The sequence below is a fragment of the Polaromonas sp. P1_F4 genome (genome assembly GCF_056405675.1).
This window is the reverse complement of the sequence record NZ_JBFUBP010000003.1, coordinates 404,959-420,413: the sequence shown is the minus strand read 5'-3', so window position 1 is coordinate 420,413 and position 15,455 is coordinate 404,959. Positions and strand designations below refer to the sequence as shown.

The window sequence follows — 15,455 nt, the reverse complement described above, 5'->3', positions numbered from 1 at the left end:
ACCCGCTTCAATCCAGGGGCTGGCAGGGGATTACGCGGTTTTTGCCCTTGAAACGCCTAAAATCAGGCGCATGTGACTTTTGTTCTTATACCGGAGTAGTCCTTGAACAATCAGTGGTTTTCCAAAATTGCAATCTGGCTGGTTATCGCCATGGTGCTGTTTACCGTATTCAAGCAATTTGATCCACGCGGTAGCGCCAGCTCAAACTACCTGGGTTACTCCGAGTTCCTGGAAGAAGTGCGCGGCAAGCGCATCAAGCAGGCCACCATCGCCGAAGGCCAGGGCGGCACCGAGATTTCCGCCACCACGGTGGATGATCGCAAGGTTCGCACCACCGCAACCTACCTTGACCGCGGCCTCGTCGGCGACCTGATCGCCAACGACGTGAAGTTTGACGTCAAGCCCCGCGAAGAAACCTCCCTGCTCACGTCCCTGCTGATCAGCTGGGGCCCCATGTTGCTGCTGATCGGCGTGTGGATTTATTTCATGCGGCAGATGCAGGGCGGCGGCAAGGGCGGGGCCTTCAGCTTCGGTAAATCCAAGGCGCGCCTGCTCGATGAATCCACCAATCCAGTCACTTTTGCTGACGTGGCGGGCTGCGACGAGGCCAAGGAAGAGGTCAAGGAAGTGGTCGACTTCCTGAAAGACCCCGCCAAATTCCAGAAACTGGGCGGCCGCATTCCGCGTGGTTTGCTGCTGGTCGGCCCTCCGGGCACCGGTAAAACCCTGCTGGCCAAGAGTATTGCCGGCGAAGCCAAGGTTCCGTTTTTCTCGATTTCCGGCTCTGACTTCGTTGAAATGTTTGTCGGTGTCGGCGCATCGCGCGTGCGCGATATGTTCGACAACGCCAAGAAAAACGCGCCCTGCATCATCTTCATCGATGAAATCGACGCCGTCGGCCGCCAGCGCGGCGCTGGCCTGGGCGGCGGCAATGACGAACGCGAGCAGACCCTGAACCAGATGCTGGTCGAGATGGACGGCTTTGAAACCAATGTCGGCGTGATCGTGGTGGCTGCCACCAATCGCCCCGACATCCTGGACGCCGCCTTGCTGCGGCCTGGCCGCTTTGACCGCCAGGTCTATGTGACGCTGCCCGATATCCGCGGCCGCGAGCAGATCCTGAACGTGCACATGCGCAAGGTTCCGCTAGGCCAGGATGTGAGCCCTGGGGTTATTGCCCGCGGAACGCCCGGCATGTCGGGCGCTGACCTGGCCAACCTGTGCAACGAAGCCGCCCTGATGGCTGCACGCCGCAACGCGCGCACCGTCGAGATGCAGGACTTCGAAAAAGCCAAAGACAAGATACTGATGGGCCCCGAGCGCAAGAGCATGGTCATGCCCGAAGAAGAGCGCCGCAATACGGCCTATCATGAGTCTGGCCATGCGCTGCTCGGCAAGATGCTGCCCAAGTGCGACCCGGTCCACAAAGTCACCATCATCCCACGCGGCCGTGCCCTGGGTGTGACGATGAGCCTGCCGGCGCAAGACCGCTACAGCTATGACCGCGAGTACATGCTGAGCCAGATCAGCATGCTGTTTGGCGGCCGTATCGCCGAAGAAGTCTTCATGAACCAGATGACCACGGGCGCCAGCAACGACTTTGAACGTGCCACAGCGCTGGCCCGTGACATGGTGACCCGCTACGGCATGACCGAGGCCCTGGGCCCCATGGTGTACGCGGAAAATGAAGGCGAAGTGTTTTTGGGCCGTTCGGTCACCAAGACCAACAACATGAGCGAGTCAACCCTGCAAAAGGTGGACGGTGAAGTGCGCCGCATCATCGACCAGCAGTACGCCCAGGCGCGCAAGCTGATCGAGGACAACCAGGACAAGATGCATGCCATGGCCAAGGCCTTGCTCGAATGGGAAACCATTGACGGCGACCAGCTGGACGACATCATGGCCGGCAAGGAACCCCGGCCACCCAAGGATTGGACGCCGCGCAATTCGTCGGTAGGCGGCGGTAGCGGCCCCAGCGGCGGTACACCTGCTGTCAGTACCGATCCGGCACCTACGGTAGCCTGATTCCTCCACAAGCATGAAGACGACTGCCAGGCAGTCATCACAACCGGGGCCAGTCCCCGGTTTTTTCATGGTGGAGAACATGACTCCTGTGCTTGCCACTTTGTGTGGCTTCGGCAACGCACCGTTCGTTGCGCGGTATTGCATTGCGTACCGGCCTGTGGTTTAACCCTTCATTCGTTTCGGGACATCCATCCATGATCTGGCAAACCTCCCGCTTTCAGATTGACCTGTCAAAGCCGCGCGTCATGGGTATCGTCAATGTTACGCCCGACTCATTTTCGGATGGGGGCAGGTATTTCACCCTCGGTGGTGGTTTTTCAGGCGTCTTTGCTCATTGTGAGAAATTGATCCGGGATGGCGCTCACATGCTGGACATTGGCGGTGAATCAAGCCGGCCTGGCGCACCGCCCCTACCGCTGGAGGAAGAGCTTGAACGGGTGCTGCCGGTGGTTCGCCATGCGGTCAGCCTCGGTGTGCCGTTGTCGGTCGATACGTACAAACCTGAAGTGATGCAGGCTGTGCTCGACCTGGGCGCCGATGTCATCAACGACATCTGGGCCCTGCGCAAGCCAGGTGCGGTGCAGGTGGTGGCGCAGCACCCGAATTGCGGTGTCTGCCTGATGCACATGCACCGCGAACCGCAGACCATGCAGGTTGCTCCCATGGAGGGCGATGTGGTGCCGCAGGTGAGGGCTTTTCTGGAAAGCGCCGCATCTGGCCTGCAGGCCGCCGGCGTTGATAAAACCCGCATCGTGCTGGATGTGGGTGTGGGCTTTGGCAAAACCGTGGCGCAGAATTTCGCATTGCTCGCGCGCCAGCAGGAATTCCTCGCTGCCGGCTATCCGTTGCTGGCCGCCTGGTCGCGCAAATCGTCTTTGGCCGCCGTGACCAGCACTTCGCTCGCTGCTGTTGCCCAACTCGACGTGACCGACCGCATGGTGCCCAGCGTGGTGGCCGCCGTGCTGGCGGTGGACCGCGGCGCCCGTATTGTGCGTGTGCATGATGTGCGCGAGACCGTGCAGGCCCTGAAGGTATGGATGGCAGCGCATTAGCAGTTTTATCGCTATCCGGCAAAGATGGCGGCTTTGACTGACAAAGGGCTGTACGGGCACACCTAAAATAGGCCCCTGTTTCAAGAACAACAAGCTCCACAGGGACAAAACTCCATGACCAGAAAATACTTCGGCACCGACGGCATTCGCGGAACGGTGGGCCAGCCGCCCATCACGCCCGACTTCGTCTTACGGCTTGCGCACGCGGTCGGCCGGGTCCTTCGCAAGACCGAATCCCGCCCTACGGTGCTGATCGGCAAGGACACCCGCATTTCCGGCTACATGCTGGAAAGCGCGCTGGAGTCCGGCTTTAACTCCGCCGGTGTCGATGTGGTGCTGCTCGGCCCCTTGCCTACGCCGGGTGTGGCCTACCTCACGCGGGCCCAGCGCGCCAGCCTGGGTGTCGTCATCAGCGCGAGCCACAACGCCTACCCTGACAACGGCATCAAGTTTTTCAGCGCGCAGGGCACCAAGCTCGATGATGCCTGGGAACTGGCCGTGGAAGCTGCGCTCGACGAGCCACCCGTCTGGGCCAATTCTGCGACTTTGGGCAAAGCCCGCCGTCTTGATGATGCGGCAGGGCGCTACACAGAGTTCTGCAAAAGCACCTTTGCCAATGACCTGACGCTGCGTGGCCTGAAGATCGTGGTCGACGGCGCCCACGGTGCGGCCTATCACATCGCCCCCATGGTGTTCCATGAACTGGGTGCTGAAGTCATTGCCATCGGCTGCGCACCCGACGGCCTCAACATCAACCACGAAGTCGGTGCGACGCACCCCGAGGCTCTGATCGCCAAGGTCAAGGCCAGCAAGGCGGACTACGGCATTGCGCTGGACGGCGACGCCGACCGGCTGCAGATTGTGGACGCCGAAGGCCGGCTCTTCAATGGCGACGAGGTGCTGTACCTGATGGTCAACGAGCGGCTGGCGCGCGGCGAGAAAGTACCCGGCACCGTGGGTACCCTGATGACCAATATGGCCGTGGAAGTCGCGTTGAAGGCCAAAGGCGTGGAATTTGTACGCGCCAAGGTTGGCGACCGCTACGTGCTCGAGGAGCTTGAAAAGCGTGGCTGGCTGCTGGGGGGTGAGGGTTCGGGCCACCTGCTGGCACTCGACAAGCACACCACCGGTGACGGCCTCATCAGCGCGTTGCAGGTGTTGCAGGCCTGTGTGCGCAGCAAGAAAACTCTCGCCCAACTGCTGAGCGATGTAGTGTTGTTCCCGCAGACACTGGTCAATGTGCGCCTCAAGCCCGACCAGGACTGGCAGAGCAGCAAACCCCTGGCCGACATGACCAAAACGGTGGAAGCCGAGTTGGGCAACACGGGCCGCCTGTTGATTCGTGCCAGCGGCACCGAGCCGCTGCTGCGTGTGATGGTCGAGGCGCGCGATGCCGCCCAAGCAAAAAGCTGTGCCGAGCGGGTGGCGGATACGGTGCGGTCCTGAGCGATTTATTCAGGAAAATAGTGGCTGAAACCCTTTAAGGCCGGGCGCAGGCAGCTATTAAATCTATAGCGCCTCGTAAAACAGGCTAGGAAGCCTCTACGGCCTCCATCAAGCGGGCCCGCTCATCCGGCGTGAGCACCTTGGGTGATACGCGTGGCATCCCATCATCCGGGTTAAAGAAGGGCGTGATCTTGTAGCCGCCATTGAGCCTCGTGCGTATCAGTGTCGCCATGAACCGGAGAATGGACACGCTGGTGCTGATCGGCATGGCTTTGGGGTTACCTTTGGCGCTCTTCATGCCGACTTTCATGCGCACAAGGCCGAAGGCGGCGTCGAGACTTGTTGACGGATCTTTCAGGCAGTTGTGCAGCAGGCCGACATGCGAGACCTTGAAGTCACGCGAGGTGTTGCCGATCGGTGTGTTGCAACAGCTGGCATACCAGCGCAACATGCCCTTGTCACTGAGCGACATGCAGGTGAGCGCTTCCAGGCCTTGGGTGAAGGTGACGTGCCGGGGAAGCGTGGCGATCACATCTGAACCGCCCATTTCATCCAGAATCTCGCTGGCCTTGCCCAGGAAGTGCGCGTAAGCCTGGCAGTCCTTGCAGTAGCAGACGCCTCGGCATACGGACTCGGTATGGGTGACATGGCCTTTTAAAGTGCCGCATTGACAGCGCAGTGGGTGGTTCATGTGAAAGCCTTCTTTGCAGGGTAAGCCATTCAATGCCCAGTTGCACGGAACCCCTGATTCTCGTCTGGTAGAGCAGTCTGGTCTGTGCGCGTAGGGTGCTTTCTGATGCCGATGAGTGCAATAGCGCCCGCAGCCTGCGTCGCAATCATGACCAATGGATAAAGCAACCCAATACCGAGAGTCGCCACGATAAAGCCGGTGCTGGCGTAAAGCGTGGATTCACGTTTGTATTCGGAACAAATCGCCAGGACGAGGCCAAGTCCGGCAAGAATGAACGCGAGGCAGGTTAACCAGATAACAGCGTTGGCGTCATTCAGCGCAAAGACGCTGCTTGGCCGGAGTTCGGCAATATAGCTGCGTTCTTGCCGCACCATGCCCAGCCGGTTCAGCGCGTTCAATAGCTTGCCCCCGAAGAGCACACCGCCGGCGCGATGGAGGCACCACAACGCAAGAAACAATGAGAAGGCGACGAGGGCCGAGGCAAACGACAGTTTCCCCAAAGACACTCTTTCGCCGGCACCGAGCAATCGCTTAAGCATTCTCAGCCTGCGAAGGGTAGAGATGTTTGCAGAATCGCCACTCATGCACCGGCTGGTCATCAATGTAGGCTGTAGGCTTTGGCAGATAAGCTTCAAAACACTCGCTGATCCCTAGTTCGATGGCTGTGGTTCGGCAGTATTCAGCGCCTCCCGAGCTCCAGAGAAACAAGGTTGCGCCTTCGGATTTCAGCCGCCTGACCTGGGCAATTACCGCAGGCATGGGAATACGCTTCGCACCAACGGACCTGACCATGGTGTCGTCGACATCGATAAAAACGACTTGTGGGGTCATGGGTGTTGAACCTTTGTTTGACCCCGGAATATGTGTGACGCCAGCAGCCACAAGGCTACCGGCAGCAAAAGTGCGGCGGCAAGTACCTCCGAAAGAATTGTGACGTTGGCGATCAGAGGATGAAACTCGATGGGGGCCAACGCATAGTGGCCCAGGCCGTCAAAACCTAACGCCGCGTAAACAGCCATCAGCAGCAGGCCCATAGCCACGAATTTTTTGCGCATGAGCAGCAAGCCAACGGCACCCACCGAAGTGATGGCAGCCCACACCCCATAAACCTGCGCACGTGTTAGCCAGGCCGGCAGGTTCGGATATTCGCAGATGAACTCGGCGTTGTGGCTGAAATGGCCGAGACTGGCGAGGAAGTAGGCTGCTGTCAGGGCGAGCAGCAGTTTGGGAAAGTCGTTGAAGCTGCGAAAGAAACGCATCGTTCAGGCCTGTGGTTAGAGGGGTGGACCCGCAGGCATCTGGCCTGTGGGTTACCAGTCTAACCAACCGGGCAGCCGCGCCGCTCGACGGCCTATTGTTCGCTAACTCAAGCCAGCGTATATGCCGTCTTCACCGTCGTGAAAAACTCCTGCGCATACTTGCCCTGCTCACGCGGGCCGTAGCTGGAGCCTTTGCGGCCGCCGAAGGGCACGTGGTAGTCCACGCCGGCGGTTGGGAGATTCACCATGACCATGCCGGCCTGGCTGTGGCGCTTGAAGTGGGTCGCGTATTTGAGGCTGGTGGTGGCGATGCCGGCTGACAGGCCGAATGGCGTGTCATTGGCAGCGGCGAGTGCGGCCTCGTAGTCCTTCACCCGGATGATGCTGGCAACGGGACCGAAAATTTCTTCGCGGTTGATGCGCATGCCGGCGGTGCTTTCACTGAAAAGCGCCGGCGTCATGAAGTAGCCTTCGGCGCCGCTGCCAGAGTGGCAACGTACCCGGTCGCCGCCAAATGACAAGGTCGCGCCTTCCTGCTGGCCGATGGCGATGTAGCTTAAGTCCTGCTCCAGCTGGGCTTGTGAAGAAACCGGGCCGATGTCGGTTCCGGCAGTCAGGGCGTCGCCCACCTTGATGCGGGCCATGCGTTCGTGCAGCGCCTTGACGAAAGCAGGGTAAATGCCTTCAGTCACGATGAGGCGGCTTGATGCCGTGCAGCGCTGTCCGGTGGAGTAAAAAGCGCTCTGCGCGCTGAGTTCCACGGCCTGTGTCAGGTCGGCGTCGTCCAGGATGACCTGGGGGTTCTTGCCGCCCATTTCCAGTTGCACTTTCTTGAGGTTTTTTGCGCAAACCTCTGCAATGCGGCTGCCCACGCCGACCGAGCCGGTAAAGCTGATGGCATTGACGCCCGGATGGTTGACCAGCGCATCGCCGATGACGCGGCCGGGGCCCATCACCAAGTTGAAGACGCCCGCCGGAATACCTGAGCGCGAGATGATCTCGGCCAGGGCCCAGGCACTGCCCGGAACCAGGTCTGCCGGCTTGAGCACCACGCAGTTGCCAAAGGCCAGCGCCGGCGCAATCTTCCAGGCCGGGATGGCGATGGGGAAATTCCACGGCGTGATCAGGCCGACCACGCCGACAGGTTCGCGCGTGATTTCCACGCCGATGCCCGGGCGAACCGACGGCATGGTTTCACCACCCAGGCGCAGGCATTCGCCGGCAAAAAATTTGAAAATGTGGCCCGCGCGGGTGGCTTCGCCAATGCCTTCGGGCTTGGTTTTTCCTTCTTCGCGCGAGAGCAGGGTGCCCAGCTCTTCGCGGCGTGCCAGGATTTCAGTGCCAATCTTGTCGAGCGCATCGGAACGGGCCTGGATGCCTGAGGTAGACCATGCAGGAAAGGCGGCCTGCGCGGCCTGGACCGCGGCATCCAGCCCTGCCGCGTCGGCCTGCGTGTACTCGCCAATGACGTCGGCGAGGTTGCTGGGGTTCAGGTTGGGGCTGTAGCTGCTGCCGGCCAGCCATTGGCCGGCGATGAGGTTGTCGTGTTTGGTGGTCATGAGGTGGCTCCAGAAGAAATCAGGGTTGATCAGGGGCGAGAGGGCGCGCAGGTTGTGGGGGTGCCACAGGCGACGCCACATCAATCGCATAGAAACGCAGGGCGTTATCGCACATCATCGCATGTTGCTGGTTTGCCGGCAGGTGGCCCAGCATGCCGGCCACACTGCCAACCAGGTCCGGATAGTTTATGCGCAGGCCCGCCACCGGAAAGTTGCTGGCAAACATGCAGCGCTGCCAGCCGAAAATGGCAACCGTTTCGCGCACAATGCGCGCGTTTTCGTGCCAGTCCCAAGCCTGGTCGCGCAGGCCGAACTCGGAAAGCTTGACGTGTACGTTTTCCTGCCGGGCCAGCGTTTCCATCCAGCTGCGCCAGCGCGTCAGACCTTCTTCGCTGCGGTCCCAGGCAAAGCCGTGGTGGTTCAGGGCGATGGGTACCTTCGGAAACATCGCTGCCACGGTGGCCGCCTCGGGCAAGTGCCAGGCGGGCACGCGCAGGTCCCACCGCAGGCCGAATTTCTCCAGCAATGAAAAGCCGCGCAGCCAGTTTTCGTGTTGCATGGTGCCTGCCTGCCCTTTGACGCTTTGGTCCGCTGCAGTAGATGTGACGGGTTTGCTGCGGATGCCGCGCACCAGGGGAAACTGCGACTGCGCGAGGAGGCATTCCTCGCTATCAGGCCGGTCAAACCAGGCGTGCGCCACGATGGCGTTCGGAAACCCGTGCCTGGCGTTGACCTCATGCAGCCATGCAGTTTCTGCAACCTGCTCAAGGCGGCTGCGCTCGGCTTCCACATGCACGGTTGCCACCACGTCGCAAGGCCCTACAGCGGCCCGGTAGTCCGTTGCGAGGAAATCCCGGCAAATCGGCCGGTAGTCGCCGAGGAAGAAGGCGCCAGGATCGTACGCTTCCTGCAACCAGGGGTAGTGGCCTTTCGACAGGTCCCACAGGTGGTGATGGGCGTCGACGACGGGCCCTGTAAACGCCTTCACAGGTGCGGACAGTGAGGTGGGCGATGTGCCTGTGCTCTTCATGAACCGGGAGTGGATACAGACCTTGCTGAATCAATGCCGCCAGACGTAGGACGAATCCGGCTCACGCAGCGTCCTGATTTCCTGCTCGAACGCAAAGCTGTCCAGATTGAGGCGGCGCACCGTCTCGTCCTGAAATGAGATATAGGCCGCCCGGTCCACCGGGTGAAACGACAAGGCCAGCGGGTTGCTGGGCAAGGCAAAGCAGCGCTGCTCCTGCAGGTCCAGGCCGAATATCGACAGCGAATGCTCGCCCGAGTTGGTGGTGAGCAGCAGGTCCTGGCCTTGCGCGCCCCGGAAGCGGTAGACCCGGTTGGGGTCGCGCCGTGTCTTGCCCGACGCCACGACTTTCATGCTGGCCGTGTCGACGGCGACGATGGTGTCGTCGCCGCGGTTGGCCACGTACAGCAGCGATTCGTCACTCGACAGCACATTGCCTTCGGGCACGGGGCCCGGCATCATCGCGACCGGTGCGAAGGTCGGATCATTCGGCTTGATTTTGGTGACGGTGTTCGACAGCAGGTTCAGCGCATAAGCCGTCTGTGCATCTTTCGTCAGCGCAAACAGGTGGGTCTTGTAGCCGCCCGAAGACACAGCCAGGTCCGGTACATGCACCTTTGCCGGATCCGAGAAGCGCAGCAACACGTTGTGCGCCTCAGACATCACGAACAGGCGGCCCTGGCCGTCCACTGTCAAGCCATGCGGCCGGTAATACGGCCACAGGTTCAGCGTGGCCACATGCTCGCGTTTGTCCAGGTCAATCACAAAGACCGAATGCCCGCCTGCGTCCCCCAGGTGGCTGGCGGTTTCGATGCCATAGTGGCCTACGTATGCAAGCCGGCGCACTGGATCTACCGTGAACTCGTGCGGAAAGTTGGGCAAGACGATGTGTTCTTCCGCCAGGCCGGTAGCCAGGTCGTAAAAGCTGAAGGTATGGGCGCATTTCTGCACCAGCAAGAGTGTTTCCCGAAGGGGCATGGATGTCCTGAAGATGGGGGAGCCTGAAAGGAAACAGAGAGAGAGAACGCGTGAAGAGGCCGGCCAAAGCCGTTTACCTGTCCCAGCGTAGCACCAGCGGGTCCAGCCGCTGTGCGGTGGCGATCAACCCCTTGCGAACCTCAGGGTGCATGGCGGGAAACGGGTGGCGCGGCGCCTCGCAGGCGATCACGCCGCCTTCCTTCATCAAGGCCTTGGCCGTCAAGATACCGCCCTGGCGGTTTTCATAGTTGATCAGCGGCAACCAGCGGGTGTACTCGGCAATGGCTTCATCCCGCTTGCCGGCGACCCATGCATCCATGATCCTGCGAATGCCGTCCGGGTAACCGCCACCCGTCATCGCACCGGTGGCGCCGGCTTCCAGGTCGGGTAGCAGGGTAATGGCTTCTTCGCCGTCCCATGGGCCTTCAACCGCATCGCCGCCCAGGCGGATCAGCTCGCGCAGCTTGGAGGCCGCACCCGGCGTTTCGATCTTGAAGTAGGCCACATTGCGGATCTCTTTGGCCATGCGTGCCAGGAAGGTTGCCGACAGGGTGGTGCCGCTGACAGGTGCGTCCTGGACCATGATGGGAATGTCAATGGCGGCCGACAGCGTGGCGAAGAACTCATAAGTCTTTTCTTCCGTCACGCGGATGGTGGCGCCGTGGTACGGCGGCATGACCATGACCATGGTCGCGCCCAGGTCCTGCGCGCGCCGGCTGCGTTCGGCACACACCCGCGTGCCGAAATGCGTGGTCGTCACAATCACCGGCACGCGGCCAGCCACGTGCTTGAGGATGGTGGCGGTGAGGACTTCACGCTCATCATCGGACAGCACGAATTGCTCGGAGAAGTTGGCGAGGATGCACAGGCCCGTCGAGCCCGCATCGATCATGAAGTCAACACAGCGCTTCTGGCTTTGCAGGTCGAGCTCGCCTGCATCGGTGAAAGTGGTGGGCACGACCGGGAACACGCCGGCATATCTTTTACCGCTGCTTGTTGCTTTCATGCGGCTCATTCGACGATGTTGAAGTCTTTGAGGAACTCGGTCTTCATCGTCAGGCCCAGGCCGGGCTTGTTGTCGTCGAGTTGCAGGAAGCCGTTCTCCGCCACAGGTTCGCCGTCAAAGATGTAATAGAACAGCTCGTTGCCGACTTCCACATCGAACATCGGAAAGTACTCGCTCATGGGCGAGGCGAGGGTGCTCATGGTCAGGTGGTAGTTGTGCATCTGCCCGGCGTGCGGAATCACCGGCACGCTGTAGGCCTCGCACAGCGCATTGATCTTGTGCGCCGCCGTGATGCCGCCCACGCGGTTGGTGTCGTACTGCACGACCGACACGGCTTTTTTATCCAGCAGCTGTTTGAAACCGTAGAGGCTGAACTCGTGCTCGCCGCCCGAGATCGGGATGCTGGTGAGCTGGTTGAGCTCGGCATAGCCGTCGATGTCGTCAGCAATGACAGGTTCTTCCACCCAGCGCGGTTGGTACTTTTCCAGTTTGGGCAGCATGCGCTTGGCGTATTCCAGGTTCCAGCCCATGTAGCACTCCATCATCAGGTCGTTGTCGTAGCCAATGACTTCGCGGATCGCCTCCACGGCCTTCAGGTTTTCAGACACGCCCTTGGTGCCGTGCGCCGGGCCGTAGCCAAAGCGCGACTTGAACATGGTGAAGCCCTGGTCCAGGTATTTCTGCGCCTCGTCCTGCATGGCCTTGGTGTCGGTGCGGTAGAGCTTGGAGTAGTAGCAGGGGATCTTTTCCTTGGTGCGGCCGCCCAGCAGCTTGAACACCGGCTTGTTCACCGACTTGCCCAGGATGTCCCAGATCGCCAGGTCCACTGCGGAGATAGCAGCCATGGTCACGCCCTTGCGGCCCCAGGCATGCGTGCTGCGGTACATGCGCTGCCACAGGTATTCGTAATCCCAGGGGTCTTGGCCCAGCACCAGCGGCGTGAGGTACTGGTCGATGATCGCTTTGGCGATATGCGGCGCCAGCGCCACGTTGCCCAGGCCAACGATGCCGTCGTCGGTTTCAATTTCGACCACCGTCCAGGAGTGAAAGCGGAAGGTGCTCATCGACTCCGTCTTGGAGTAAACGAGGTCCATGGCGTTGGAGCAGAAGTTGCCTTGGGGTGGAACGGTTTTGCCTTTCCACTCGAATACACGTGCGCGAACTGATTTGATTTTCATTTAAAAGTCCTGTGTGAGATGAATCTTTCGAGCCCTCCCTGGAAGGGGAGGGTTGGGGTGGGGTGAGCCGTATTACTCCCTTTGGGGAGGCGCCGCCAGGCGTCCTCCCATGCGGCAGGCGATGCGAAAAGCGTTGAGCGTGGCGTTGACGTTGGCCACGCCCTGGCCGGCGATGTCATACGCTGTGCCATGCGCCGGCGTGGTGATGGGCACCGGCAGGCCACCCTGCACGGTGACGCCCTTGCTGAAGCCCATGAGCTTGATGGCGATCTGGCCCTGGTCGTGGTACATGGTGACGATGGCCTGGTACTGGCCGGCCTGCGCTTTCAGGAAGATGGTGTCGGCCGGGAAGGGGCCGTCTACCGGCACGCCGCCGGCTCGCAGTTCGGCCACCGCCGGTTCGATGATGTCGATTTCTTCGCGGCCGCAGACACCGCCGTCGCCACCATGTGGGTTGAACGCCGCCACCGCTACTTTGGGGCTGTTGTTGCCGCTGGCCTTGAGCGATGCGTAAATCAAGCGGGTCGCGTCGACGATGCGCTCCTTGCTGAGCATGGCCGCTGCGTCTTTCAGCGGAATGTGCGAAGACACACGCGCGGTCCACAAGTCGCCCAGGGTATTGAACTCGCAGAAATATCCGGTCACGCCCAGGTATTCGGCAAAGTGGTGCAGCTCGTCTTCATGCTTCAGGCCACCCAGCTTCATGGCCTGTTTGTTCAACGGGGCGAAACAGATGGCGTCAACCTCACCGCATTTGGCGCCGTCCATGCAGAGGTTGAGTACCTGCAGCACTGCGGCGCCGCAGGCGGCTTGCGCCTGGCTGCGCTGTACTTGCGCTGGCTGAATCGTGTCTGTGGCCAGGAAGGCCGGCAGGCGGGTGTCGGCGCGGCGACGCACTTCGGCCAGGCTGGTCACGGCCTGCGTGGACACCGCCTGGTTGGCGATGTCCTGGCCTTGCTGCCAGAGCCAGGCATCGCCCACCAGCACGATATTGGCGCCCGCCGTGATGCCGGGCTGACTCAGCAGCCGGGCAATCAGCTCGGGGCCTATGCCGGCCGCGTCGCCCAGTGTCAGGGCGACGACAGGCACCGGTTCTGCTGTCTGCTGCTTGCTCATGGCATCTTTCCCTTGTTCAGGATCATCAAAATCAGTCCAGCTTGATGTTTTTCTTGGCAATCAGGTCACCATAGCGCTTGTTTTCGTCATTATGAAATTGCGCGAACTGCGCCTGCGTCATCGGGGTCAGGTCCGCACCGATGGCACCCAGGCGGGATTGCGTCTCGGGCATGGCCAGCACCTTGGTGACCTCGGCGTAGACACGTTCCTGCACCGCCTTGGGCGTGGCGGCCGGCATGTAGATGCCATACCAGGCGCTCATCTCGACACCCTTCACGCCGGCTTCCGCCATGGTCGGCACATTGGGAAGCTGCGGGTTGCGTTTGGCGCTGGCCACCGCCAATGGTTTGATGCGGCCGTTCTTGATCTGGCCGATCACCGAGGGCATGGTGTCAAAGCTCAGCTGCACCTGCCCGCCGACGAGGTCGATCAGCGCCGGGCCGCTGCCGCGGTAGGGGATGTGCGTGATGAAAACGCCGGCCTGGTCCTTGAAGAGCTCTGCCGCGATGTGTTGCGTGCTGCCCGAGCCGCTGGTGGCGTAATTGAGCTGTCCAGGCTTTGACTTGGCCAGCTTGATGAGCGACTGCACCGAATCTACCGGCAGGGCGTTGTTGACCACCAGCACATTGGGCACCGCGCCGACAAACACCACGGGCACCAGATCCTTGTTGTTGTCGTAGCCGAGTTTCAGCAGGTGCGGGGCAATCGCATGCGCGGTCGAAACACCCATCAGCAGGGTATGGCCGTCGGTCGCCTTGGCCGTCAGGTCGGCCGCCAATGTGTTGGAGGCGCCGGGGCGGTTCTCGACCACCACCGGTTGCTTGAGCAGGGGGCCCAGCCGGTCTGCGACCGCGCGGGCCATGGCGTCGGTGCCGCCGCCGGGGGCCGAGCCCACCAGGATGCGTACCGGTTTGGCCGGCCAGTCTTGCGCAAATAGCGGGGCATGGGCGGCAAACGTGCACGCCGCTGCCAGCAAGGCAGGCAAATATTTCATGGTTGTCTCCGTCATCGTTATGAATCAATGCGGTGATAGTAGGGAAGACAACAGTTAACGTAAATTGAAAATCCATGATTATTTGATAATCTATGGTTATCAATTGAATTGACCACCCAACGTGCCCAACGCATCACTGATTCCCCAGCTTCTCAACCGCCTGCGCATGCGCCAGGTCGCCCTCATCCTGGCCGTGGGTGAACACGGTACCTTGCGCAAAGCCTCCGCGGAGCTGGGCATGACGCAGCCGGCTGCCACCAAGATGATCCAGGAGCTGGAGTCCGCCCTGGGCCAGCGCCTGTTCGAGCGGGTGGGGCGCGGGCAGAAGCTCACGCCGGCCGGCGCCAGCGTGCTGCGTTATTTCCGCGGCATGCGCGGTTCGGTAGAGTCCATGACGCGTGAACTGGCCGAGCTGCAGCTGGGCAGCTCGGGGCGGGTGTCGGTCGGCAGCATCATGGCGCCTTCGCCAAACTTGTTGACACACGCGATCATCACGCTCAAGAAAGCCTATCCGCTGCTGTCAGTTGACGTCATGCTGGACACCAGCGACCGGCTGTTCGAGCTGCTGCGCGAAGGTGTGCTCGACGTTGCCATTGGGCGCATCCGCGACGAGCACCGGGCCGACTACGCCTTTACCCCGCTTGAAAACGAGGCGCTGGCGGTGGTGGCGGGGGTGCACCATCCGCTGGGGCAAAAGAAGGCGGTGAAGTTTGCCAGCCTGCTGGACTACCCGTGGATACTGCAGCCCAAGGGTAGCCCGATGCGTGAGGTGCTGGAGCAGGAGTTCCGCATGCTGCAGGCGCCCACACCCAAGGGCCTGATCGAAACCGCGTCCATCCTCACCACGACCAACCTGATTGCCGAAACCGACATGGTGGGCGTCATGCCGCAGTCGATTGCCGACCACTACGCCCGGCACGGTCTGCTGAAGGTCCTCCCCTGCTTTATCCAGCACAAGATGGAAGCGTTTGGTTCCATCACCCGCAAGGACAGGCCGATGAGCGACGCGGCACGGTTTTTCCTGGCGGCGCTGCACCAGAAATAGCCGCCGGAGGCCGATGGCAATCCGCTGCAGGGAAATTTCCGGAAAATTTCGGACCCTGGTCCAGGGAGTGAGTGCCGGC

At 61.2% G+C, this 15,455-nt stretch carries 15 protein-coding genes; 4 read left to right on the top strand and 11 right to left on the bottom strand.

The genetic code is table 11. The features are described from left to right. The first annotated feature begins 102 nt into the window (after nucleotides 1-102). The 3 genes from ftsH (at nucleotide 103) to glmM (ending at nucleotide 4,523) form a co-directional block, all read left to right on the top strand. Complete coding sequence (gene ftsH, locus AC1DYQ_RS09580) at nucleotides 103-2,025, top strand: ATP-dependent zinc metalloprotease FtsH (protein WP_477686591.1); 1,923 nt, start codon at nucleotides 103-105, stop codon at nucleotides 2,023-2,025. 194 nt (nucleotides 2,026-2,219) lie between these two features. After that, nucleotides 2,220-3,077, top strand: a complete 858-nt coding sequence (folP, locus tag AC1DYQ_RS09575; RefSeq protein ID WP_477686590.1) for a dihydropteroate synthase — start codon at nucleotides 2,220-2,222, stop codon at nucleotides 3,075-3,077. 114 nt (nucleotides 3,078-3,191) lie between these two features. Beyond that, entirely contained in the window at nucleotides 3,192-4,523 is a 1,332-nt protein-coding gene (glmM, locus tag AC1DYQ_RS09570) for a phosphoglucosamine mutase (protein ID WP_477686589.1), read from the top strand. An 85-nt stretch (nucleotides 4,524-4,608) separates the two neighbouring features. Here the strand turns inward: glmM and AC1DYQ_RS09565 are convergent, their stop codons facing one another. The 11 genes from AC1DYQ_RS09565 to AC1DYQ_RS09515 all read right to left on the bottom strand — a co-directional run bounded on the left by AC1DYQ_RS09565 (nucleotide 4,609) and on the right by AC1DYQ_RS09515 (nucleotide 14,331). Then, entirely contained in the window at nucleotides 4,609-5,214 is a 606-nt protein-coding gene (locus tag AC1DYQ_RS09565; protein WP_477686588.1) for a DUF6151 family protein, read from the bottom strand. Between the two features lie 29 nt (nucleotides 5,215-5,243). Next, complete coding sequence (locus AC1DYQ_RS09560) at nucleotides 5,244-5,753, bottom strand: hypothetical protein (RefSeq protein ID WP_477686587.1); 510 nt, start codon at nucleotides 5,751-5,753, stop codon at nucleotides 5,244-5,246. After that, on the bottom strand, nucleotides 5,746-6,045 hold the full coding sequence (locus AC1DYQ_RS09555; RefSeq protein WP_457278722.1) for a DUF705 domain-containing protein: 300 nt from the start codon (nucleotides 6,043-6,045) through the stop codon (nucleotides 5,746-5,748). Before AC1DYQ_RS09555 ends, AC1DYQ_RS09560 begins: the two co-directional genes overlap by 8 nt. After that, the gene (locus AC1DYQ_RS09550) at nucleotides 6,042-6,473 is read right to left on the bottom strand and encodes a hypothetical protein (RefSeq protein WP_457278721.1); all 432 of its coding nucleotides are present in this window, start codon (nucleotides 6,471-6,473) and stop codon (nucleotides 6,042-6,044) included. Before AC1DYQ_RS09550 ends, AC1DYQ_RS09555 begins: the two co-directional genes overlap by 4 nt. 107 nt (nucleotides 6,474-6,580) lie before the next feature. Continuing rightward, the gene (locus AC1DYQ_RS09545; RefSeq protein WP_477686586.1) at nucleotides 6,581-8,032 is read right to left on the bottom strand and encodes an aldehyde dehydrogenase family protein; all 1,452 of its coding nucleotides are present in this window, start codon (nucleotides 8,030-8,032) and stop codon (nucleotides 6,581-6,583) included. 19 nt (nucleotides 8,033-8,051) lie between these two features. Further along, nucleotides 8,052-9,062 (bottom strand): amidohydrolase family protein, encoded by a 1,011-nt coding sequence (locus AC1DYQ_RS09540; protein ID WP_477686585.1) that lies wholly within the window; start codon nucleotides 9,060-9,062, stop codon nucleotides 8,052-8,054. Nucleotides 9,063-9,092: 30 nt separating this feature from the next. Then, complete coding sequence (locus AC1DYQ_RS09535) at nucleotides 9,093-10,037, bottom strand: YncE family protein (RefSeq protein ID WP_477686584.1); 945 nt, start codon at nucleotides 10,035-10,037, stop codon at nucleotides 9,093-9,095. Nucleotides 10,038-10,110: 73 nt separating this feature from the next. Further along, the gene (locus AC1DYQ_RS09530) at nucleotides 10,111-11,043 is read right to left on the bottom strand and encodes a dihydrodipicolinate synthase family protein (RefSeq protein ID WP_477686583.1); all 933 of its coding nucleotides are present in this window, start codon (nucleotides 11,041-11,043) and stop codon (nucleotides 10,111-10,113) included. A 5-nt stretch (nucleotides 11,044-11,048) separates the two neighbouring features. Next, on the bottom strand, nucleotides 11,049-12,221 hold the full coding sequence (locus AC1DYQ_RS09525) for an L-rhamnonate dehydratase (protein WP_477686582.1): 1,173 nt from the start codon (nucleotides 12,219-12,221) through the stop codon (nucleotides 11,049-11,051). Nucleotides 12,222-12,293: 72 nt separating this feature from the next. After that, nucleotides 12,294-13,337 carry a 4-hydroxythreonine-4-phosphate dehydrogenase PdxA gene (locus tag AC1DYQ_RS09520; protein WP_477686581.1) on the bottom strand — a complete coding sequence of 348 codons (1,044 nt, stop codon included), beginning with the start codon at nucleotides 13,335-13,337 and terminating at the stop codon, nucleotides 12,294-12,296. A gap of 31 nt (nucleotides 13,338-13,368) precedes the next feature. Beyond that, nucleotides 13,369-14,331, bottom strand: a complete 963-nt coding sequence (locus AC1DYQ_RS09515) for a Bug family tripartite tricarboxylate transporter substrate binding protein (RefSeq protein WP_477686580.1) — start codon at nucleotides 14,329-14,331, stop codon at nucleotides 13,369-13,371. Between the two features lie 166 nt (nucleotides 14,332-14,497). Between AC1DYQ_RS09515 and AC1DYQ_RS09510 the strand changes: the two genes are divergently transcribed. Then, complete coding sequence (locus AC1DYQ_RS09510) at nucleotides 14,498-15,376, top strand: LysR family transcriptional regulator (protein WP_477686628.1); 879 nt, start codon at nucleotides 14,498-14,500, stop codon at nucleotides 15,374-15,376. Nucleotides 15,377-15,455 lie beyond the last annotated feature (79 nt).